The organism is Enterobacter cloacae complex sp. ESBL7, assembly GCF_041679625.1.
Taxonomy (GTDB): Bacteria; Pseudomonadota; Gammaproteobacteria; order Enterobacterales; family Enterobacteriaceae; genus Enterobacter; species Enterobacter asburiae_B.
The window spans coordinates 384240-404308 of the sequence record NZ_JBGORN010000002.1; the positions used below are offsets into that span (position 1 = coordinate 384240).

Annotated in this window: 16 protein-coding genes and 1 pseudogene; 11 read left to right on the forward strand and 6 right to left on the reverse strand. The window is 55.8% G+C overall.

Going from position 1 to position 20069, the window contains the following annotated elements; genetic code table 11:
• Positions 1 to 53: 53 nt before the first annotated feature.
• From galS to mglC, 4 genes are all read left to right on the forward strand, one after another.
• Positions 54 to 1076 carry an HTH-type transcriptional regulator GalS gene (galS, locus tag ACERY3_RS11905; RefSeq protein WP_047060539.1) on the forward strand — a complete coding sequence of 341 codons (1023 nt, stop codon included), beginning with the start codon at positions 54 to 56 and terminating at the stop codon, positions 1074 to 1076.
• A gap of 295 nt (positions 1077 to 1371) precedes the next feature.
• Positions 1372 to 2370 (forward strand): galactose/glucose ABC transporter substrate-binding protein MglB, encoded by a 999-nt coding sequence (gene mglB / locus ACERY3_RS11910; protein WP_023312468.1) that lies wholly within the window; start codon positions 1372 to 1374, stop codon positions 2368 to 2370.
• Between the two features lie 79 nt (positions 2371 to 2449).
• A complete protein-coding gene (gene mglA, locus ACERY3_RS11915; RefSeq protein WP_023312467.1) occupies positions 2450 to 3970 on the forward strand; it encodes a galactose/methyl galactoside ABC transporter ATP-binding protein MglA in 1521 nt (506 codons plus the stop codon).
• A 15-nt stretch (positions 3971 to 3985) separates the two neighbouring features.
• The gene (mglC, locus tag ACERY3_RS11920; protein ID WP_029740401.1) at positions 3986 to 4996 is read left to right on the forward strand and encodes a galactose/methyl galactoside ABC transporter permease MglC; all 1011 of its coding nucleotides are present in this window, start codon (positions 3986 to 3988) and stop codon (positions 4994 to 4996) included.
• 49 nt (positions 4997 to 5045) lie between these two features.
• Here mglC and ACERY3_RS11925 read toward each other — a convergent pair whose 3' ends face one another.
• From ACERY3_RS11925 to ACERY3_RS11950, 6 genes are all read right to left on the reverse strand, one after another.
• Positions 5046 to 6434 (reverse strand): glutamine synthetase family protein, encoded by a 1389-nt coding sequence (locus ACERY3_RS11925; RefSeq protein ID WP_373225838.1) that lies wholly within the window; start codon positions 6432 to 6434, stop codon positions 5046 to 5048.
• 124 nt (positions 6435 to 6558) lie between these two features.
• Positions 6559 to 7275 (reverse strand): outer membrane permeability protein SanA, encoded by a 717-nt coding sequence (gene sanA / locus ACERY3_RS11930; protein ID WP_008500918.1) that lies wholly within the window; start codon positions 7273 to 7275, stop codon positions 6559 to 6561.
• 126 nt (positions 7276 to 7401) lie between these two features.
• The gene (gene cdd, locus ACERY3_RS11935; RefSeq protein ID WP_214538542.1) at positions 7402 to 8286 is read right to left on the reverse strand and encodes a cytidine deaminase; all 885 of its coding nucleotides are present in this window, start codon (positions 8284 to 8286) and stop codon (positions 7402 to 7404) included.
• A 129-nt stretch (positions 8287 to 8415) separates the two neighbouring features.
• Positions 8416 to 9111 (reverse strand): CidB/LrgB family autolysis modulator, encoded by a 696-nt coding sequence (locus ACERY3_RS11940; protein WP_029740398.1) that lies wholly within the window; start codon positions 9109 to 9111, stop codon positions 8416 to 8418.
• Positions 9108 to 9503, reverse strand: a complete 396-nt coding sequence (locus ACERY3_RS11945) for a CidA/LrgA family protein (protein WP_023312463.1) — start codon at positions 9501 to 9503, stop codon at positions 9108 to 9110. The genes ACERY3_RS11940 and ACERY3_RS11945 overlap by 4 nt, the downstream gene beginning before the upstream one ends.
• 184 nt (positions 9504 to 9687) lie before the next feature.
• The gene (locus tag ACERY3_RS11950) at positions 9688 to 10398 is read right to left on the reverse strand and encodes a type 1 glutamine amidotransferase (protein ID WP_373225734.1); all 711 of its coding nucleotides are present in this window, start codon (positions 10396 to 10398) and stop codon (positions 9688 to 9690) included.
• Between the two features lie 59 nt (positions 10399 to 10457).
• Here ACERY3_RS11950 and ACERY3_RS11955 point away from each other — a divergent pair, with 59 nt between their 5' ends.
• From ACERY3_RS11955 to mdtQ, 7 genes and pseudogenes are all read left to right on the forward strand, one after another.
• The gene (locus tag ACERY3_RS11955) at positions 10458 to 11255 is read left to right on the forward strand and encodes a helix-turn-helix transcriptional regulator (RefSeq protein WP_373225736.1); all 798 of its coding nucleotides are present in this window, start codon (positions 10458 to 10460) and stop codon (positions 11253 to 11255) included.
• A 41-nt stretch (positions 11256 to 11296) separates the two neighbouring features.
• Positions 11297 to 12229, forward strand: a complete 933-nt coding sequence (gene dusC / locus ACERY3_RS11960; RefSeq protein ID WP_045888710.1) for a tRNA dihydrouridine(16) synthase DusC — start codon at positions 11297 to 11299, stop codon at positions 12227 to 12229.
• Between the two features lie 302 nt (positions 12230 to 12531).
• Positions 12532 to 13878: a carbohydrate porin gene (locus tag ACERY3_RS11965; RefSeq protein WP_373225738.1), complete on the forward strand. Its 1347-nt coding sequence runs from the start codon at positions 12532 to 12534 to the stop codon at positions 13876 to 13878.
• A 166-nt stretch (positions 13879 to 14044) separates the two neighbouring features.
• On the forward strand, positions 14045 to 14878 hold the full coding sequence (gene licT, locus ACERY3_RS11970; protein ID WP_373225740.1) for a BglG family transcription antiterminator LicT: 834 nt from the start codon (positions 14045 to 14047) through the stop codon (positions 14876 to 14878).
• A gap of 24 nt (positions 14879 to 14902) precedes the next feature.
• Positions 14903 to 16869 (forward strand): annotated as a pseudogene (gene bglF / locus ACERY3_RS11975) (PTS beta-glucoside transporter subunit IIABC).
• Positions 16870 to 16881: 12 nt separating this feature from the next.
• Entirely contained in the window at positions 16882 to 18276 is a 1395-nt protein-coding gene (locus ACERY3_RS11980) for a glycoside hydrolase family 1 protein (RefSeq protein ID WP_373225742.1), read from the forward strand.
• 326 nt (positions 18277 to 18602) lie between these two features.
• Positions 18603 to 20021, forward strand: a complete 1419-nt coding sequence (gene mdtQ / locus ACERY3_RS11985; protein ID WP_087823021.1) for a multidrug resistance outer membrane protein MdtQ — start codon at positions 18603 to 18605, stop codon at positions 20019 to 20021.
• Positions 20022 to 20069: the final 48 nt, after the last annotated feature.

The following is a 20069-nucleotide window of genomic DNA, read 5'->3' on the forward strand; positions in this document are numbered from 1 at the left end:
CTAAACACAGGGGGTGTCTGTGAGTTGCTGCAATCCTTTGAAGGATGGTGAATATGATCACCATTCGTGACGTCGCCCGTCAGGCGGGCGTTTCTGTGGCTACCGTCTCACGCGTGCTGAACAATAGCGCGCTGGTCAGCCCTGAAACCCGTGAAACCGTAATGAAAGCCGTGACCCAGCTCGGGTACCGGCCAAATGCCAATGCCCAGGCGCTTGCGACGCAGGTCAGCGACACCATCGGCGTGGTGGTGATGGATGTATCGGATGCCTTTTTCGGCGCGCTGGTCAAAGCGGTCGACGTGGTCGCCCAGCAGCATCAGAAATATGTCCTGATCGGCAATAGCTATCATGAGGCGGAAAAGGAGCGCCATGCCATCGAAGTGCTGATCCGCCAGCGCTGTAACGCCCTGATTGTCCACTCAAAAGCCTTGAGCGATGAAGAGCTAACCGGCTTTATGGATCAGATCCCGGGCATGGTGCTGATCAACCGCATCGTCCCCGGCTATGCCCACCGCTGCGTCGGGCTGGATAACGTCAGCGGGGCCATGATGGCGACGAAAATGCTCATCAACAACGGGCATCAGCGGATCGGCTATCTGGCCTCCAGCCATCATATTGAAGATGACGACCTGCGGCGCGAGGGGTGGCAAAACGCCCTGAAAGAGCACGGCATTAAGCCGTCAGAAAGCTGGACAGGCACCGGTACGCCTGACATGCAGGGCGGTGAGGCGGCGATGGTGGAGCTGCTGGGCCGCAATCTGCAGCTTACTGCGGTGTTTGCCTATAACGACAGCATGGCGGCAGGCGCCCTGACGGCGCTGAAAGATAACGGCATTGCGGTGCCACAGCATTTATCACTCATTGGTTTTGATGATATCCCGATTGCCCGTTACACCGACCCGCAGCTGACAACGGTGCGTTACCCCATTGCCTCTATGGCGAAACTGGCGACTGAGCTGGCGTTACAGGGGGCGGCAGGGCTGCTGGATCCGGGCGCAACGCACTGTTTCATGCCGACTTTAGTGCGTCGGCACTCCGTCGCGGCCCGGCAAATTGTGGTTCCGATCACTAACTGATTACTTGAGGTGATGTAACCGTTTTCAATCTGTGAGTAAATTCACAGTATCTTAACAAGACGCTGACTATGATGTCAGCGTTTTAGGGGCTGAAACGCTATGTAACGGTGATTATTCACTTTCACTATAGCCAATGTGCCGCAAACAACGAATAAAACGCATTTCTGGAGCGTTACCGAACACGGAAGATAGAAATTTTATAAGTGAACTTCGGCTGTCAGTAACGTTTTATTAACACCTGCCCGCCGATCGTTATTCACAAGAACTACCCTGCATAAAAAAAACCGGAGATACCATGAATAAGAAGGTGTTGACCCTGTCTGCCGTAATGGCAAGCATGCTTTTTGGTGCAGCAGCGCACGCTGCGGATACCCGTATTGGTGTGACCATCTATAAATACGACGACAACTTCATGTCTGTTGTACGTAAAGCGATTGAGAAAGATGCGAAAGCAGCGCCAGACGTTCAGCTGCTGATGAACGACTCCCAGAACGACCAGTCCAAACAGAACGACCAGATCGACGTTCTGCTGGCGAAAGGCGTGAAAGCCCTGGCCATCAACCTGGTTGACCCGGCTGCAGCAGGCACGGTTATTGAAAAAGCGCGCGGCCAGAACGTGCCAATCGTCTTCTTCAACAAAGAACCTTCCCGTAAAGCGCTGGATAGCTACGACAAAGCGTATTACGTCGGTACCGACTCCAAAGAGTCCGGTATTATTCAGGGCGATCTGATCGCGAAACACTGGGCGGCGAACCCGAACTGGGACCTGAACAAAGACGGTCAGATTCAGTTCGTGCTGCTGAAAGGCGAACCCGGCCACCCGGATGCTGAAGCCCGTACCACCTACGTTATCAAAGAGCTGAACGACAAGGGTCTGAAAACCCAGCAGCTGGCGTTAGATACCGCGATGTGGGATACCGCTCAGGCGAAAGATAAGATGGACGCGTGGCTGTCCGGCCCTAACGCGAACAAAATCGAAGTGGTTATCGCCAACAACGATGCGATGGCAATGGGTGCGGTAGAAGCGCTGAAAGCACACAACAAATCCTCCATTCCTGTGTTCGGCGTGGATGCACTGCCAGAAGCGCTGGCGCTGGTTAAATCCGGTGCGATGGCCGGTACCGTTCTGAACGATGCCAACAACCAGGCGAAAGCGACCTTCGATCTGGCGAAAAACCTTGCCGATGGCAAAGGCGCGGCTGATGGCACCAGCTGGAAAATTGAAAACAAAATCGTTCGCGTACCTTACGTGGGCGTAGACCAGTCCAACCTGGCTGAGTTTATCGGTAAATAAGTTAGCGGTACTGTCTCCACTGGGCGCAATTCGTTGCGCCCTTTTATAACGCGATATGCGAGGCCAACAAGGTATAATTATGGTCAGCACAAATACTCAGTCATCCGGTGAATACCTGTTGGAAATGAGCGGTATCAACAAGTCATTTCCCGGCGTTAAGGCACTCGATAATGTTAATTTAAAAGTTCGTCCTCACTCTATTCATGCCCTGATGGGGGAGAACGGTGCGGGTAAATCAACATTATTAAAATGTCTTTTTGGGATCTATCAAAAAGATTCTGGCAGCATTCTTTTTCAGGGGAAAGAGATCGATTTCCATTCAGCGAAAGAAGCACTGGAAAACGGTATCTCGATGGTTCACCAGGAATTAAACCTGGTGCTGCAGCGTTCAGTCATGGATAACATGTGGTTGGGGCGTTATCCGACCAAGGGTGTCTTTGTCGATCAGGACAAAATGTATCGCGACACCAAAGCGATTTTTGATGAGCTGGATATTGATATCGACCCGCGCGCCCGCGTGGGAACATTATCCGTCTCCCAGATGCAGATGATCGAAATCGCCAAAGCGTTCTCCTATGATGCGAAAATCGTCATCATGGACGAACCGACATCGTCATTAACGGAAAAAGAGGTTAATCACCTTTTTACCATTATTCGTAAGCTAAAAGATCGCGGCTGCGGCATTGTGTATATCTCCCACAAAATGGAAGAGATCTTCCAGCTGTGCGATGAGATTACCATTCTGCGCGACGGTCAGTGGATTGCCACGCAGCCGCTGGAAGGGCTGGACATGGACAAGATCATCGCCATGATGGTCGGCCGTTCCCTTAACCAGCGCTTCCCGGACAAAGAAAACAAGCCGGGCGAAGTGATCCTGGAAGTGCGCAATCTGACCTCGTTGCGTCAGCCGTCTATTCGCGACGTCTCCTTCGACCTGCATAAGGGCGAAATCCTGGGGATTGCCGGTCTGGTCGGGGCAAAACGTACCGATATCGTGGAAACCCTGTTCGGTATCCGTGAGAAAGCCGAAGGCACTATTACGCTGCACGGTAAGAAAATTAACAACCACAACGCCAACGAAGCCATTAATAATGGTTTTGCGCTGGTGACGGAAGAGCGTCGTTCGACCGGTATTTATGCCTATCTGGATATTAACTTTAACTCGTTAATTTCTAACATTCGCAATTACAAAAACAAAGTCGGACTGCTGGATAACTCCCGCATGAAGAGCGATACCCAATGGGTTATTGACTCCATGCGCGTGAAAACGCCAGGACACCGCACCCAAATTGGTTCTCTGTCAGGCGGTAACCAGCAGAAAGTCATTATCGGACGTTGGTTATTAACCCAGCCAGAAATTCTGATGCTGGATGAACCGACCCGCGGTATTGACGTCGGCGCGAAGTTTGAAATTTATCAGCTGATTGCCGAGCTGGCGAAAAAGAATAAAGGGATCATTATTATTTCTTCCGAAATGCCGGAATTGTTAGGGATCACGGATCGTATTCTGGTTATGAGCAATGGTCTCGTTGCCGGTATTGTTGACACCAAAACGACAACGCAAAACGAAATTTTGCGTCTTGCGTCTTTGCACCTTTAAGATCAGGGGCTCCTCATGAGTGCGTTAAATAAAAAAAGTTTTCTCACTTACCTGAAAGAAGGCGGTATTTACGTTGTTCTTTTAGTACTGCTGGCTATCATCATTTTCCAGGACCCTACGTTCTTAAGCCTGCTGAACCTGAGTAACATTCTGACCCAGTCCTCCGTGCGTATTATCATTGCGCTGGGCGTGGCGGGCCTGATCGTGACCCAGGGGACGGACCTTTCTGCCGGTCGTCAGGTGGGTCTGGCGGCGGTTATCGCGGCAACCCTGCTGCAGTCGATGGAAAATGCCAACAAGGTCTTCCCGGAAATGGCCACCATGCCGATTTTCGTGGTGATCCTGATTGTCTGCGCCATCGGTGCGGTGATTGGTCTGATCAACGGTATCATCATCGCCTACCTGAACGTGACGCCGTTTATCACCACGCTGGGTACGATGATCATCGTTTACGGTATCAACTCCCTGTACTACGACTTTGTCGGTGCTTCACCTATCTCGGGCTTTGACAGCGGCTTCTCGACCTTTACGCAAGGGTTTATCGCGCTGGGCAGCTTCCGCCTGTCGTATATCACCTTCTATGCGCTGATCGCAGTGGCCTTCGTCTGGATCCTGTGGAACAAAACGCGCTTTGGCAAAAACATCTTCGCAATCGGCGGTAACCCGGAAGCGGCGAAAGTCTCCGGCGTAAACGTTGCCCTGAACCTGCTCTTCATCTACGCGCTGTCCGGCGTGTTCTACGCCTTCGGCGGGATGCTGGAAGCGGGCCGCATCGGCTCTGCAACCAACAACCTCGGCTTCATGTACGAGCTGGATGCAATCGCAGCCTGCGTGGTGGGCGGCGTCTCCTTCAGCGGCGGTGTGGGTACGGTACTGGGCGTGGTGACCGGTGTGATCATCTTCACCGTCATCAACTACGGCTTGACCTATATCGGCGTGAACCCGTACTGGCAGTACATCATCAAAGGCGCCATCATTATCTTCGCGGTTGCGCTGGATTCACTGAAGTACGCGCGTAAGAAGTAATTGCTCCTCGCGTTATCCGGCCCGCTCATCGAGCGGGCTTTTTTATGCCTTATGCCAGCTGTGACTCCTCTCGGGTCACAATGCGCTCAAACCAGTCGAGTTCGGAGAGCTTGCAGGCGACCCACTGTTCGGAAAAAGCGTCGCCCAGGCTGTCGGTGAGGTACTGACAGCGGGCAAAGGTCTCAATCGCCTCCTGCTGAAACAGCGGCAGCTCGGGACGATCGTGCTGCGGTTCGGGCAAATCCTCGTCGTCGGTGTTTTCCAGCCCGTACAGCATGCCGGTCAGGATAGTGGCTGCCACCAGATACGGATTGGCATCGGCCCCGGCCAGCCGGTACTCGATACGACGGTTGTGGTCATCCGAGCAGGGAATACGCAGGGCGGCGGAGCGGGTGTTATAGCCCCAGGAGTTAAATACGGGCTCCGTCAGGTTTTTACGCAGACGACGAAACGCGTTAACGCCCGGCGCAAGAATGGCGACAGAGGCGGGCATCAGCGCCAGCTGCCCCGTGATGCACAAACGCATCATGCTGTTAAGCGCGTCCACCGGGGAAGCAAAGACGTTTTCGCCGCGACTGTTATTCAGGCTGAAATGGAAGTGCAGGCCGCTGCCGGAAAGCTGGCTGAAAGGCTTAGCCATAAAGTTGGCCTGCAGGCCGTGCTTTTCGGCAACGTATCGGGTCAGGCGACGAAGCGCCAGCACGTTATCGCAGACCTCAACGACGCGATGGCTGTGCTTCAGGTTTAATTCGTACTGACCGGACTCGGCTTCCGCCACGATCCCGCACATCGGGATGCGCTGCAGGTGCGCCAGCTGTTCCAGCTCGTCAAACAGCGCCGCGTGGGCTGTCGTAGTATCCATGTGAAAACAGCCCTGATTTTGCGGATCCCGATCGTCATGCCCCGTCAGATAGAACTCGATTTCCGGGGCAATCACCGGGAAGAGGCCGTGCTGGTGGAAGCGGGCCAGCACGTTCTGCAGTATCACGCGCGGCTCAAGCGGGCAGGGATTATCGTCGCTGTCTTTCATCGTCAGCAGGATCTGCGCGTTGTGCTGCGGATCTTGCGGAGAGGGGCGCAGGGAACCGGCGACCGGAACGCAGACTCGGTCCGGCTCATCATGAAGCGGGGCGGCGATTTTTCCTTTCTGATCCATCGAGTAGACCGAAAGGGGAAAATAACAGCCTTTTTCCAGGCTTAGCATGCTCTCCACCGACAGACGCTTGCCGCGCATCGTGCCGTTGATATCGTTCAGGTAAACGTCTACATGTTTCGTCTGCGGGTAACGTTCCAGATAATCTGCCACTTCCACTGAAATGTTGTGCTGCAGGGCGTCAATTTTTTCATCAAGCCAGAGACCGGAATTGAGTGCGCCAGGAAGTGATAAACCGGGAAAGTTAAAATACGGGCGGAGACTTTTGAGGAAAAACGCATTCATTATTGAGTTCATAGTTATTCTTCAATGAAGCCGTAGCGGCAGTGAACTCAGCTTAAAAGAGCCGACGTAAAGGGGGGATAAAAAGCGTCAGGCCCGGCGTAAAGAAAGTATAAAGGCGGCCCTGTTATTTCTCTTTTTTCTGCATATCCAGCAGCTGCTCGGGCGTGACGGCCGGGTAACCCTGCGCATCTTCCGGCACTTCGTGCATCGCCGGAATCGGCACCAGCGGGCCTAAAAAACGCGGTTCGCGTTTGAAGATATACAGATCGGCCAGGGCGCCAAAACGCGCGCCGAACTCGCGCACGCGCACGCTCAGCATGTCTTTTGGCGACGGCACCGCGTAACACTGCGCCTGAATGCCCATATGCAGCGCGATAAACAGCGCGCGCTCGCAGTGGAAGCGCTGGGTAATGATGATGAAGTCGTTGGTATCGAAGACTTTACGCGTGCGCACGATGGAGTCCAGGGTGCGGAATCCGGCGTAGTCGAGCACGATATCGGCAGGATCCACGCCCGCGGCAATCAGGTCCTTACGCATCGTCACCGGTTCATTGTAGCTTTGCAGGGCGTTATCCCCGCTCAGCAGCAGGTAGTTCACCTTGCCGCTGTTGTAGGCGTTCAGCGCGCCCTGAATGCGGTAACGGTAATACTGGTTGATCACGCCGGTGCGGTAATACTTGGCGGTGCCGAGCACCACGCCAACCTGACGATAGGGCAGGTCCTGCAGGTCATCAAAGATGTAGGGGGCGGTTTTCCAGCTCATCCAGCGGTCGAGACCCAGCACGATCAACAGCAGTATGCCGACCAGGACAGACAGGCTGTAAAAAACGCGCTTTAACATGGAGATGGCTCGTTCGTGGATGAAATTTAACTCAGGCTACTTTACCCGCCTGGTTAGCGCAAGAAACAGCGACTCAACTGAGGGGTTTTTCAGCAAACTGGCGGGCATTTCTGCCCGCCGGAAGGATTACGCAAGCAGTACGCGGTCAATCGTCGTGCAGCCCAGCGCTTTAAGCGTCGCGGCGGTGGCATCCCACTGGATCAGCGGCGCATCGGCAATTTCTGCCAGAATAGCGCGCTGAATGTCCGGATAGTCATAGCCGTTCAGGCTCAGCAGGTTAAGCGCGCCCTGTAGCGGTGGCAGGGTTGGGTTAAACGCGGCGTTTTCCGCGTAGCTGCCGCTAAAGATCCGGCCATCGCGGCACTGCAGCGCCACGCCGCTCGGGGACTTGCTGTACGGCGTGTGGCTCTTGTTCGCCGCACGAATGGCCGCCTGGCTCAGGTCATCGCCTGACAGGGCGTAACCGTGGTCCTGCTCGTCCATCAGCAGCGTTTTGATTTCCAGATCTTTCGGGCCAAACGCGTCAGGCAGATAATCCCCCAGCGTATGCGGCGCGCGGCCTGGCAGATTGATGCGCAGCTGCAGCCCGCTGTTCAGCTCGTTCATAAACTGACGGCAGTGGCCGCAGGGGGTGTAGTTAACGGTAATGGCGCTCAGGGCTTTTTCACCGCGCAGCCAGGCGTGGCTGATGGCGCTCTGCTCGGCGTGAACCGTTTGCTGCATGGTCGCACCCAGGAACTCCATATTGCCACCGAAGTACCAGGTTCCGCTGATGCCGCGCGCAATGGCCCCGACGTTAAAGTGGGAGAGATCGGCCCGCGCGCAGGCGGCAGCCAGAGGAAGCAGTGCGAATGCCAGCGCGTCTTCGTCCAGTCCCGTTGCCTGTTTCAGCATCGTGACCTGCTCCGCGGTCAGCAGGGCGGGGAAGTGTGCATCTGCCAGAACGGGAGCCAGGGCTGACTGCAAATTCTCTGCAAGCTGGGCGAAAGCAGCTTGAAAACGTGGGTGCATGGCGTTTGCCTCATAAAGGTTAATGGATCGGTAGTTTACGGAGCCGTCAGGGCTTTATATGTGATCCACTTCTCATTATGTATGCAACTTATGAAATCAAAATGAAATTTGCGCGACGCATCGCAAATTTTAGCCCATCACCGCCAGAATCAGCGGGAAAATGAACGGGGCCAGCAGGGAGGTGATAATCCCGCAGATCACCAGCGCCAGCGAGCTAAACGCCCCTTCCTGATAATCCAGCTCCGCGCAGCGGGCAGTGCCCAGGGCGTGGGAAGCTGTTCCCATCGACAGCCCCCGTGCCGCTTTAGTGTGAATACGCATCCCGTTCAGCAGGGTGTGACCAAACACCGCACCCAGAATACCGACGAAAATGACGCACATCGCGCTGATGGCCGGGATCCCGCCGAGGCTGCCGCCGACCGCCATCGCGATAGGCGTGGTTACCGATTTAGGCAGGATAGAGGCGGCGATCTGCGGGGAGGCCCCCATCAACAGCGCTACCGACGTGCCGGTGATCATTGCCACCAGGCTGCCCACAAAACAGATGGTAATGATGGATTTCCAGCGGGCGCGGATCTGGTGGAGCTGCTCATATAAAGGAAAGGCAAGCGCCACAACGGCAGGCTGCAGCAGATCGTTTAAAATTTTGCTGCCGGCAAAGTAGCGTTCGTAGGGAATGCCGGTGAGAAGCAGGAACGGAATAATTACCACCATCGCCACCAGCAGCGGGTTCAGCAACGGCATTTTGAAACGTGCGGCAAGCTTGCGCGCGGCGAAGAACACCGCCAGGGTTAACGGCAGCGACCACCAGATATTGGCCATCATTTTTTTGTTTTCTCCCCGACCACGTTACGTTCGCCATGCACCAGATGCGAACTCCAGCTCACCACAAGGAAAACCACCAGCGTACTGACCGCGCAGGAGACCACAATCGGGCCGAACTGGGCTTTGAGCAAATCAAAATACTGCATGACCCCGACGCCGATAGGCACGAAAAGCAGCGCCATATAGCGAATAAGGACGAAGCAGCCGGGATTGACCCATTTTGCGGGCAGGATTTGCAGCGCCAGCAAAACAAAGAGGATCAGCATACCGATAATGCTGCCGGGAATGACGATGGGCAGCAGCGACGCGATGAATATCCCGGCATACAGGCAGGCGTATATCAGAACGAATGCGCGCAGATATTGCCAGATAATGTTCAATGATTTGCTCATGGTGATAGTCCTTGCTGAAACGCATTCATCATACAATTAAACCTAAAAATGTGCCACGGATCACATCATGAAATTTGAGCATACCAGACATTCCAGAATGGAACGTCTGGTATCACCGCACAGGGGCAGGCTACAGTTTAGAGGAAAGGGCGTGCGGTGGCGAAGTGACGAGCCAGAGAATGCATCAGCGCGAGGCGGTCAGTTTATCCAGAAAAGAAAACAGCACCTGGTTCATTTCGCGATAATCATGCGAGCGAAGTTTTTCCGCCGTATCGACAAAACGAAATTCAGCCGCGTGGCGGAGATCGTTCTGCGAATGTTCAATCAGCAGCTCAACCACCTCCGGCGTCAGTTCCATATGACACTGAAAACCGTAAACCCGTTCGCCATATTGCACGATCTGACGGGGGCAGCCCTCGCTGTAAGCCAGCACCTTAGCCTGCGGCGTCAACCCTGGCATGTCGTTATGCCAGTGACCGACGTTCAGCTCGTGGCCAAAATCCTCAAACAGCGGGTTCGCCTTGCCTGCATCTGTGAGCCTGACGGGAAATGTGCCGATCTCTTTTTCCGGGCTATGGCAAAACGCGGCGCCCAGCGCTTCACCGATAAGCTGCGAGCCCAGACAAACGCCAATCACCGTTTTACCTGCCTCAATTGCGCGGCCTATGAGTGCCTTTTCCGCCTGCGCATCAAACCATGGGCACTCCTTAAGCGTGGTGGCAGGTGACTGCGGGCCTCCCATGATGATAAGCACGTCCGTGCTCTCCAGGTCTTCGGGTAACGGATCGCCCTGATAAACTCTGGAGTAGCTCATACTACAGCCGCGCTTTTTCCCCCAGATTTCATATGCGCCAGGCGCTTCGAAATGTTCATGAATGATAAAATGAATGTGCATTGCGTCTCTCTCCGGTTACGTGTACAAGCAGCATCATAAGAGGAAGGGAGGAATGTGAAATGCCAACCGTTATCGATAAAACGCCAATTCATGACGATGCCATCGGATGGTCCAGAGGGGCAATTAGCTATACGCGCGGCGAAGTGGATCCCCCTCACCGGCATCCACAGGGGCAGCTTTTGTTTGCCATCAAAGGGGTGATGCTGGTCGAAACCGGCAATAAGCGTTGGGTCATACCGCCACAGCGCGCGCTGTGGATCCCTCCCTTTCAGGAACACACCTACAGCGTGTTATCCGCAACGGAGCTTCGCGCGGTCTGGTTTAGCCCCACGCTGATATCGCAATGCGGATCTTTTAAACGGAAAGAAGAGGTTCACGTGATTATGGCGACGGCGTTGTTCAAAGAGCTGATTGCCGGGCTGTTCAGTGCGCAATACCGGCCAGCCAGCCAGCGCAGCATGGCCGTTTTGCTGCTTGAAATCCTCAGCGAGGCGCAGCAGATTTCGGCCGAATTACCGATGCCCTTGGATGAGCGCTTACATCGCGTTGCCTGTGACATCATTGCCAGCAATCTCTGGGACGTTTCGATGGACAGGCTGGCGGAACAGGCCGCGATGTCTGAACGCACCTTCTCACGCGCGTTTATTAATGATACCGGCTTTAGCTTCCGGGCCTGGCGACAGCGAGCAAGGATTTGTGCCTCGCTGGACCTGCTCGCCAACGGATACCCGGTTAAGCAGGTGGCCTGGATGCTGGGGTTTTCTGGCCCGGCGGCATTTGCGGCGGCGTTTCGCGCCATTGTCGGGGCAACGCCGGCTGACTTTCTCCCTGAACAGAAGCGCTTCCCAGCGATATAGAGAGCGGCTACTATAGCGCGTCTTTTTTCACAGGTACTGCTATGCGTGTTTTACTGGCCCCAATGGAAGGCGTGCTCGACTCCCTCGTGCGCGAGCTTCTGACCGAGGTGAACGATTACGATCTCTGCGTGACGGAGTTTCTGCGCGTGGTCGATATGCTGTTGCCGGTAAAATCTTTCTTCCGCCTGTGCCCCGAGCTGCACAACCAGAGCCGGACCTCTTCCGGCACGCTGGTGCGTATTCAGCTGCTCGGCCAGTACCCCGAATGGCTGGCGGAAAACGCCGCCCGCGCGGTTGAGCTGGGCTCTTACGGGGTGGATCTCAACTGCGGCTGTCCGTCGAAGCTGGTGAACGGCAGCGGCGGCGGGGCGACGTTGCTGAAAGATCCTGAGCTGATTTACCGCGGCGCGAAGGCCATGCGTGAGGCCGTGCCTTCGCATTTGCCGGTGACGGTGAAGGTGCGCCTGGGGTGGGACAGCGACGCGCGGCAGTTTGAAATCGCCGATGCGGTGCAGCAGGCCGGGGCCACCGAGCTGGTGGTGCATGGCCGCACCAAAGAAGATGGCTACAAGGCCGAGCGCATTAACTGGCAGGCGATCGGTGAGATCCGCAAGCGCCTCACCATTCCGGTCATCGCCAACGGTGAAATCTGGGATTACGAGAGCGCGCAGGCCTGTCTGAAGGCCACCGGCTGCGATGCGGTAATGATCGGTCGCGGTGCCCTGAATGTGCCCAACCTTAGCCGGGTGGTGAAATATAACGAGCCGCGAATGCCGTGGGCAGACGTCGTCACGCTGCTGCAAAAATACAGCCGACTGGAAAAGCAGGGCGACACCGGTTTGTATCACGTCGCGCGAATTAAACAGTGGCTGAGTTATTTACGCAAAGAGTACGATGAAGCGCTGGGATTATTTCAGGAGATTCGGACATTACAGACTTCGTCTGATATTGCCCGGGTAATTCAGTCAAAATAATAAGCGTTAAATTGCTCACACTTTTTTAAACCAGAAAACCGTTCTGGTTTTCAACGTGGCGCGACGGTGTTAAGGTGCCACTGTTTTCAACGCAGGATTGTTACTGGTTAACAGGCAAAACCTAAGCGTTTCACAGCATTTTCGCTGTGGAGCGCTTAGGTTTTTTTTTGCCTCTCGTTTACGCAGGAGAGAAATTTGGCTTAGCGCTTTTTACTGATTTTAAAAAAATGAAATATCGACAGGAAATAGAAAAATTTCCTGCGACCGGTTACGCACAAAATACTCAATCACAGGTTGTTATTATGGCATATAAAAATAAACTCTATGCGCTCGCCTTATTAGCGATATCCCCGCTGTCGTTGGCGCAGGACTGGAACGGAACGGTATTAGGCTTTGAAGCTCCGCCGGAGCCTGCTCTGGGCGAAATGCTCGGCATACGTAAAATCCTCAACGATAACGGTTTTACCTGGAACCTCGGATATCTGAATGAAATTGGCTGGAACGGAGGCGGTGGCTATAACCACGACTCCCACGTGGCCTATATCGACCAGTTTGCGCTGACCTTCAGCCAGGATCTTGAGCGCTGGACCGGTATCCCGGATGCGCGTATCGAAGGGAACATCGTCAACCGTAACCACAATGACGACCTCACCACCAAACGCGTGCAGGACCCTCGCGTCAACTTTAACGACCTGACCCAGGAGAGCTGGGGCGGACAGTCCATTACCCGCCTGGGCTGGCTGACCTTTGCCCGCAGCTTTGACGACCGGCGTCTGACCTGGCGCATCGGGATGATGAACAAGGTGCAGACCTTCGATCAAATCATCCCCTGTGATTTCCAGCTGCTTTCGCAGTGCGGCGGGAAGTCAGCCAACTCGCTGACGTGGAACAACTGGAACGTTCACACTTGGGGCACCACGCTTGCGTATAAATTAACGCCGACGCTGACCCTGAAGGGCGGCGTGATGGAGCAAAATCCCGAGGCCTCCAGCCGCAGCCACGCGTGGAGCTGGTCGACGAAGGGCAGCAAAGGGGTCTTACTGCCGGTTGAAATCGAAGCGCGTCCGCTGATTAACGGCCTGCCGGGCGCGTATAACCTGGGCGTGGTGTTTACCAACGCGCCGCAAACCGATCTCTATCGCGGCAAATCCGGCGGTGCGGGCGCGACGGATCCGGACGGGTTTGAAACCCACAGCCGGACCTGGTTCATGTACGCCGGGCTAAACCAGCAGCTTACCCAGCATCAGGATGACCCGAATCGCGGGTTGAGCACCTCTTTCAGCATGAGCCTTGCGGATCAGAGCACTAACTACATGCACCAGGTTTACGCCGCCTCGCTGCGCTACCGCGGGCTGTTTGACGCCCGTCCGGAAGACTGGATTGGCTTCGGGCTAACCTGGATTGATATGAGCAGTCAGTACGCCCGCAACCAGCGCTATATGAACAGCCTGAGCGGCGTGTCGGACTATAACGATCCGGCGTATCACCCGGAGCCAGGCCACTCCCTGAACGGCGAGTTTTACTACCGTTTTCGTCCAGTGCCGTGGCTGGAGCTGCAGCCGGGCATTCAGTACTGGCACCATCCCGGCGGGGTCAGTCGCACCCAGGATGCCTGGGTTACCGAGCTGAAAACGGTGGTGAGCTTCTGATATCACCGTAGCAAGTTCGATCCGCGTCACGTTTCTGACGCGTGACGCATTGAGGCTATGAATGAAACTGATAGAGTGCCAGAACTGGATTGTTACTGCTTAGGCAGGCAAAACCTGATTTTCTGGCATCTGCCGGAGGTCAGGTTTTTTTGTTTCTGGGGTTCAGATGAAAATCGCCAAGATACTCAATAATAACGTGGTGGTTGTTCAGGATGAGCGCGGGCGCGAACAGGTGGTGATGGGCCGTGGGCTGGCCTTTCAGAAGCGCGTCGGCGAAGCGCTGGATACCGCGTTGGTTGAAAAGGTGTTTGCGTTACAAAGCGATGAACTGGTGCGTCGACTCGGGGAGTTGCTGAATCAAATTCCGCTGGAGGTAATGACCACCTGCGACCGCATCATCGGGCTGGCGGCGCAGCGGCTGGGCAAGCTGCAGGAGAGTTTGTATATCACCCTCACCGACCACTGCTACTTTGCGATTGAGCGGCAGAAGAACGGGCTGGCCATCAAAAACGTGCTGCTGTGGGATATTAAACGGCTGTATCCGAAGGAGTTCGAATTAGGGCAGGAGGCGCGGGCCATTATCGCCAGACGCCTGAACGTCGAGCTGGAGGAGGATGAGGCCGGATTTATCGCGCTGCATCTGGTCACCGCGCAGCTCAACAGCGAAATGCCGGAAGTGATGCACGTGACGCGGGTGATGCAGGAGATCCTGCAGCTGGTGAAGTATCAGCTGCAGCTTGAGTATGATGAAGACTCGCTCAGCTATCAGCGTTTTGTCACGCATCTGAAGTTTTTTGCCCAGCGGATGCTGACCCGCACCGTGGTGGAAGATGACGACGTCTCGCTGCATACGGCGGTAAAAGACAACTACGCGAAAGCGTGGAAATGCGCCGAGAAAATCGCCCAGCACCTGAACAAAAGCTATCAGCGTGAGCTGACGACCGAAGAAATTATGTTCCTCGCCATTCATATTGAGCGGGTGAGAAAAGAGGGGCGTTAAGCCTCAAAACAGGATTGTTACTGCATCTCGCAGGCAAAACCTGAGCGCGGCCTTCGTCAGAAGGTCGTTCTCGGGTTTTTTTATTTTTTATACTCAGTCAACAGGTGCCTGCAGGCATCGGATGTAAGGAAATCGAGATGGAATACCAGGCTTTAGCGAAGGATATTCTCGGCCACGTTGGCGGAAAAGAGAACATCGTCAGTCTTGTACACTGCGCGACCCGGCTTCGCTTCAAACTGAAAGAGAACCAGCGGGCGGATGCGGAAGGGCTCAAGAAAAACCCGGGCGTCATCATGGTGGTCGAAAGCGGGGGCCAGTTTCAGGTAGTGATTGGCAACCACGTCCACGACGTCTGGCAGGCGGTGCGCCATGAGGCAGGCCTTACCGATGACGCGCCCGTCGTGGAAGAGAGGGGCGAAAAAGGGAATCTGCTGGGCCGCCTGATTGACATCGTCTCCGGGATCTTCACCCCGTTTATCGGCATTCTGGCCGCGTCCGGTATTCTGAAAGGGCTGCTGGCGCTGGCCGTTGTGTGCGGCTGGCTCAGCACCGAGAGCGGCACCTATAAAATCTGGTTCGCCGCCAGCGACGCGCTGTTCTTCTTCTTCCCGCTGGTGCTGGGCTATACCGCCGGGAAAAAATTCGGCGGCAACCCGTTTATTACCATGGTCATCGGCGGGGCGCTCACCCATCCGATGATGATTGCGGCGTTTAACGCCAGCCAGCAGCCGGGCGCGGTATCGGACGCCTTTTTGGGCATTCCCGTCACCTGGTTTAACTACAGCTCGTCGGTGATCCCGATTATTCTCGCCGCGTGGGTCAGCTGCTGGCTGGAAAAACAGAGCACCAGGCTGCTGCCTTCCTCGATGAAAAACTTCTTCGCGCCGCTGATCTGCTTAGGATTAACCGTGCCGCTGACCTTCCTCGTTATCGGGCCGCTGGCGACCTGGCTGAGCCAGATGCTGGCGAACGGCTATCAGAGCATTTACGTTCTGGCACCGTGGCTGGCGGGCGCGGCGATGGGCGCGCTGTGGCAGGTCTGCGTTATTTTTGGCCTGCACTGGGGGCTAGTGCCGCTGATGATCAACAACCTGGCGGTGCTGGGGCATGACTCCATGCTGCCAATGCTATTGCCCGCAGTGTTTGGCCAGGTGGGGGCAGCGCTGGGGATCTTCCTGCGTACCCGCGATGCCCGTCAGAAGATGCTGGCGGGTTCATCGGTAACGGCCGGGATATTTGGTATCACCGAACCCGCTGTGTATGGCGTAAACCTGCCGCTGCGCCGCCCGTTTATCTTTGGCTGCGTGGCGGGAGCTATCGGCGGCGCGATTGTCGGCTTCAGCGATACCCACGTTTACTCCTTCGGCTTCGCCAATATCTTTACCATCGCCCAGATGATTCCGCCGGGTGGGGTAAACGCCACGCTGTGGGGCGGCGTGATCGGCACCGCGGTAGCGCTGGTGCTGAGCTGCGGGTTGACGCTGGCGGCGGGCATGCCGGGACGCGCAGCGGCGGAAGCTGCGGTTACGGCAGGGGAAAACGAAGTCTTATCCCCGATGACCGGGACCGTTCTGGCGCTCGACCAGGTGCCGGATACCACGTTTGCCAGCGGCCTGCTGGGCAGCGGTGCCGCCATTATTCCCTCCGATAACAAAGTGGTGGCCCCGTTTGCCGGCGTGGTGGCCTCGCTGTTTCAGACCAAACACGCCATCGGCCTGCTCAGCAACAGCGGGATTGAAGTGTTAATCCACGTGGGTATCGATACCGTGAAGCTAGACGGCAGGCCGTTTACCGCCCACGTGAAGGTGGGCGACAGGGTACAGCCCGGCGATCTGCTGCTGGAGTTTGACCGACAGGCGATTATCGATGCCGGATACGACCTGGCGACCCCGATCATTATCAGTAACAGCGATGAGTATCGTGACGTGGTGACCGTGGCGGCAACGTCCGTCAGCGCCGGTGCGCCGTTACTCAGCGTAAGCCATCAATAACAGGAGAACGTGATGAAAATTTTCCCGGACGATTTTTTATGGGGCGGCGCGGTTGCCGCGAATCAGGTAGAAGGCGCGTATCTGGAGGAGGGGAAAGGGCTATCCACCTCAGACGTTCAGCCGCAGGGTGTTTTCGGTCCGGTGGTTGAGCGCGTGGCGGGCGACAGCGGCATCAAGGACGTCGCCATCGACTTCTATCACCGCTACCCGGAAGACATCAAACTGTTCGCTGAGATGGGCTTTAGCTGCCTGCGCGTCTCCATTGCCTGGACCCGCATTTTTCCGAACGGCGACGAGCAGCAGCCTAACGAGGCGGGGCTGGCGTTTTACGACCGGCTGTTTGACGAGCTGGCCGCGCACAGCATTACCCCGCTGGTGACGCTCTCGCATTACGAAATGCCGTGGGGGCTGGTGAAGCAGTACGGCGGGTGGGGGAGCCGCCAGACCATTGGGTTCTTCGAGCGCTACGCCCGTACCGTGTTTGCGCGCTACAAGGAGAAGGTGAAGCTCTGGCTGACCTTCAACGAGATCAATATGTCTCTGCACGCGCCGATGACCGGCGTGGGCCTGCCGGAAACCAGCAGCAAAGGGGAGGTGTACCAGGCGATCCACCACCAGCTGGTGGCCAGCGCGCTGGCCGTGAAGGCCTGCCACGAGATTATCCCGGATGCCAGAATCGGCAACATGCTGCTGGGCGGCCTGATGTATCCGCTGACCTGCAAGCCGGAAGATGTTCTGGAGACGCTGCAGGAAAACCGCGCGTGGCAATTCTTTGGCGACGTGCAGTGCCGTGGCGCCTACCCGGGCTATATGCAGCGCTTCTTCCGCGACAGCGGGATTCAGCTTGAGGTAACGGATGACGACCGCGAGGCGCTGAAATCGACCGTCGATTTTATCTCGTTCAGCTACTACATGACGGGCTGCGTCACCGCGGATGAGGCCCTCAACCAGCAGGCGCGCGGCAATATCCTGAGCATGGTGCCAAACCCGCATCTGGCAAGTTCCGAATGGGGCTGGCAGATTGACCCCATCGGCCTGCGTACCCTGTTAAACGTGCTCTGGGATCGCTATCAGAAGCCGTTGTTTATTGTGGAAAATGGCCTCGGGGCGAAGGATAAACCGGATGCGGACGGCGTGGTGCAGGATGACTATCGCATCAGCTACCTTAACGACCACCTGGTACAGGTGCGTGAGGCCATTGACGATGGCGTTGAGGTGATGGGGTATACCAGCTGGGGGCCAATCGACCTGGTGAGCGCGTCTAAAGCTGAACTCTCCAAGCGCTACGGCTTTATTTACGTCGATCGCGATGACAGCGGAAAAGGCACGCTGGCGCGCAGCCGTAAGAAAAGTTTCTACTGGTATAAAGAGGTGATTGCCACGAAAGGGGCTTCGCTGAAAGCCTGATATTAATGACGTTGCCCGGCTCTGAGCCGGGCAAATAGATCAGAAAATCATCTTGAATACGCCGGTAACCACTAAGAGCCCTATCAGAAATATAATTAAAATAACCCACAGTAATATTTTCATTCCTTTCTCCCGCTCATGTATGTCCTGAATAAGTGTAGCAGCGTATTTATATTTGGCGTGAATGCATTGAATTTAATCATTCTTTTTGGGAATAAATTTCCGGGTATTAAAATGTATGACAATTTGCGGATTGCCACGCGTTACTAAAAAAATGAACGATATCGAGCGTAACGTGCGCCTTTATTTTTTGAGTGTATGGCGTCATGAAACGTTCTCTTATTTTATCTCTGAGCGCACCCTTCGCTTTTATTCTGGCAGCCTGTGCGCCTGAACATGCCACGGTGTCTCCCATTAAAACGCAAACCGCTGCGGCGTCGGTGAATACGGTTCTGAATCATCAGGACTGGCCGAAGAATGAGTGGTGGAAAGCGTATAACGATCCCCAGCTTAACGGGCTGATTGCGAAAGCGTTGAGCGATGCGCCGGATATGCAGATTGCCCGTCAGCGCATTACGCTTGCCGAAGCCCAGGCCAAAGCCGCAATGGCCGCTGACGGTCCGCAGATTGATTTTTCCGCCGATGCGGAACGCCAGAAAATGTCCGCCGAAGGGCTGATGGGGCCTTTCGCCCTTACCGACCCGGCTGCAGGCACCACCGGGCCGTGGTACACCAACGGCACCTTTGGGCTGACCGCAGGCTGGGATCTCGATCTGTGGGGAAAAAATCGCGCCCGGGTCGAGGCCCGGATTGGCAAAGTGAATGCGCAAAAAGCGGAGCTGGAGCAGACCCGCCAGCTGCTGGCCAGCAGCGTGGCGCGGCTTTACTGGGAGTGGCAAACTCAGGCCGCCGCAGGGGAGGTTCTCGCGCAGATCAAACATGAGCAGGACAACATAATCGGCGCCGATCGCGAACTGTATCAGCACGGGATCACCTCCTCCGTTGAAGGGGTGGAAACCGATATCGACGCCAACAAAACCGAAGAACAGCTGGCAGAAGTCAACGGGAAGATGAAAGCCGTTGAGGCGCGTCTGGTCGCGCTGACGAATTCTTCCTCCGTAACGCTTACGCGGCATGCGCTGCCGACGGTTGACGCCGCGCTACCGCCGACGCTCGGTTATGAACTGCTGGCACGCCGTCCGGATCTTCAGGAGGCGCACTGGTATATCGAAGCCTCCATGAGCGAGGTGGAGGCCGCCAGAGCGGCTTTCTATCCTGACGTGAACCTGATGGCGTTCTTACAGCAGGATGCCCTCCATCTGAGCGATCTGTTTCGCGCTTCAGCGCAGCAGATGGGCGTGACCGCCGGGCTGACGCTGCCGATCTTCGACAGCGGCAGGCTGAACGCCAGCCTGGATATCGCCCAGGCGCAGAACAATCTCTCGGTGGCGAACTACAACAAAGCGGTGGTCGAAGCGGTCAATCAGGTGGCGCGCACGGCCAGCGAAGTCGAAACGCTGACGGCGAAGAACCGCCATCAGCAGCAGGTCGAAAAAGATGCGGCGCGGGTTGTGGCGCTGGCGCAGGCGCGTTTCAGCGCGGGGATCGTTGCGGGCTCGCGGGTCAGTGAAGCCAGGATCCCGGCCCTCAGGGAAGACCTCGCCGGATTGTTGCTGAAAGGCCAGTATGTCGACGCCACGCTGCAGCTGACGTCGGCGCTGGGCGGTGGCTATCATCATGGCTAAAAAAGGTCATTATCTATACTTACCTCTTTGCAGTTTTTCAGGAGGTGA

Excerpts from the sequence above, each read along its gene's own strand:
- galS (WP_047060539.1), top strand. The coding sequence starts at position 54 with ATGATCACCATTCGTGACGTCGCCCGTCAGGCGGGCGTTTCTGTGGCT.
- mglB (WP_023312468.1), top strand. The coding sequence starts at position 1,372 with ATGAATAAGAAGGTGTTGACCCTGTCTGCCGTAATGGCAAGCATGCTT.
- mglA (WP_023312467.1), top strand. The coding sequence starts at position 2,450 with ATGGTCAGCACAAATACTCAGTCATCCGGTGAATACCTGTTGGAAATG.
- mglC (WP_029740401.1), top strand. The coding sequence starts at position 3,986 with ATGAGTGCGTTAAATAAAAAAAGTTTTCTCACTTACCTGAAAGAAGGC.
- ACERY3_RS11925 (WP_373225838.1), bottom strand. The coding sequence starts at position 6,434 with ATGAATGCGTTTTTCCTCAAAAGTCTCCGCCCGTATTTTAACTTTCCC.
- sanA (WP_008500918.1), bottom strand. The coding sequence starts at position 7,275 with ATGTTAAAGCGCGTTTTTTACAGCCTGTCTGTCCTGGTCGGCATACTG.
- cdd (WP_214538542.1), bottom strand. The coding sequence starts at position 8,286 with ATGCACCCACGTTTTCAAGCTGCTTTCGCCCAGCTTGCAGAGAATTTG.
- ACERY3_RS11940 (WP_029740398.1), bottom strand. The coding sequence starts at position 9,111 with ATGATGGCCAATATCTGGTGGTCGCTGCCGTTAACCCTGGCGGTGTTC.
- ACERY3_RS11945 (WP_023312463.1), bottom strand. The coding sequence starts at position 9,503 with ATGAGCAAATCATTGAACATTATCTGGCAATATCTGCGCGCATTCGTT.
- ACERY3_RS11950 (WP_373225734.1), bottom strand. The coding sequence starts at position 10,398 with ATGCACATTCATTTTATCATTCATGAACATTTCGAAGCGCCTGGCGCA.
- ACERY3_RS11955 (WP_373225736.1), top strand. The coding sequence starts at position 10,458 with ATGCCAACCGTTATCGATAAAACGCCAATTCATGACGATGCCATCGGA.
- dusC (WP_045888710.1), top strand. The coding sequence starts at position 11,297 with ATGCGTGTTTTACTGGCCCCAATGGAAGGCGTGCTCGACTCCCTCGTG.
- ACERY3_RS11965 (WP_373225738.1), top strand. The coding sequence starts at position 12,532 with ATGGCATATAAAAATAAACTCTATGCGCTCGCCTTATTAGCGATATCC.
- licT (WP_373225740.1), top strand. The coding sequence starts at position 14,045 with ATGAAAATCGCCAAGATACTCAATAATAACGTGGTGGTTGTTCAGGAT.
- ACERY3_RS11980 (WP_373225742.1), top strand. The coding sequence starts at position 16,882 with ATGAAAATTTTCCCGGACGATTTTTTATGGGGCGGCGCGGTTGCCGCG.
- mdtQ (WP_087823021.1), top strand. The coding sequence starts at position 18,603 with ATGAAACGTTCTCTTATTTTATCTCTGAGCGCACCCTTCGCTTTTATT.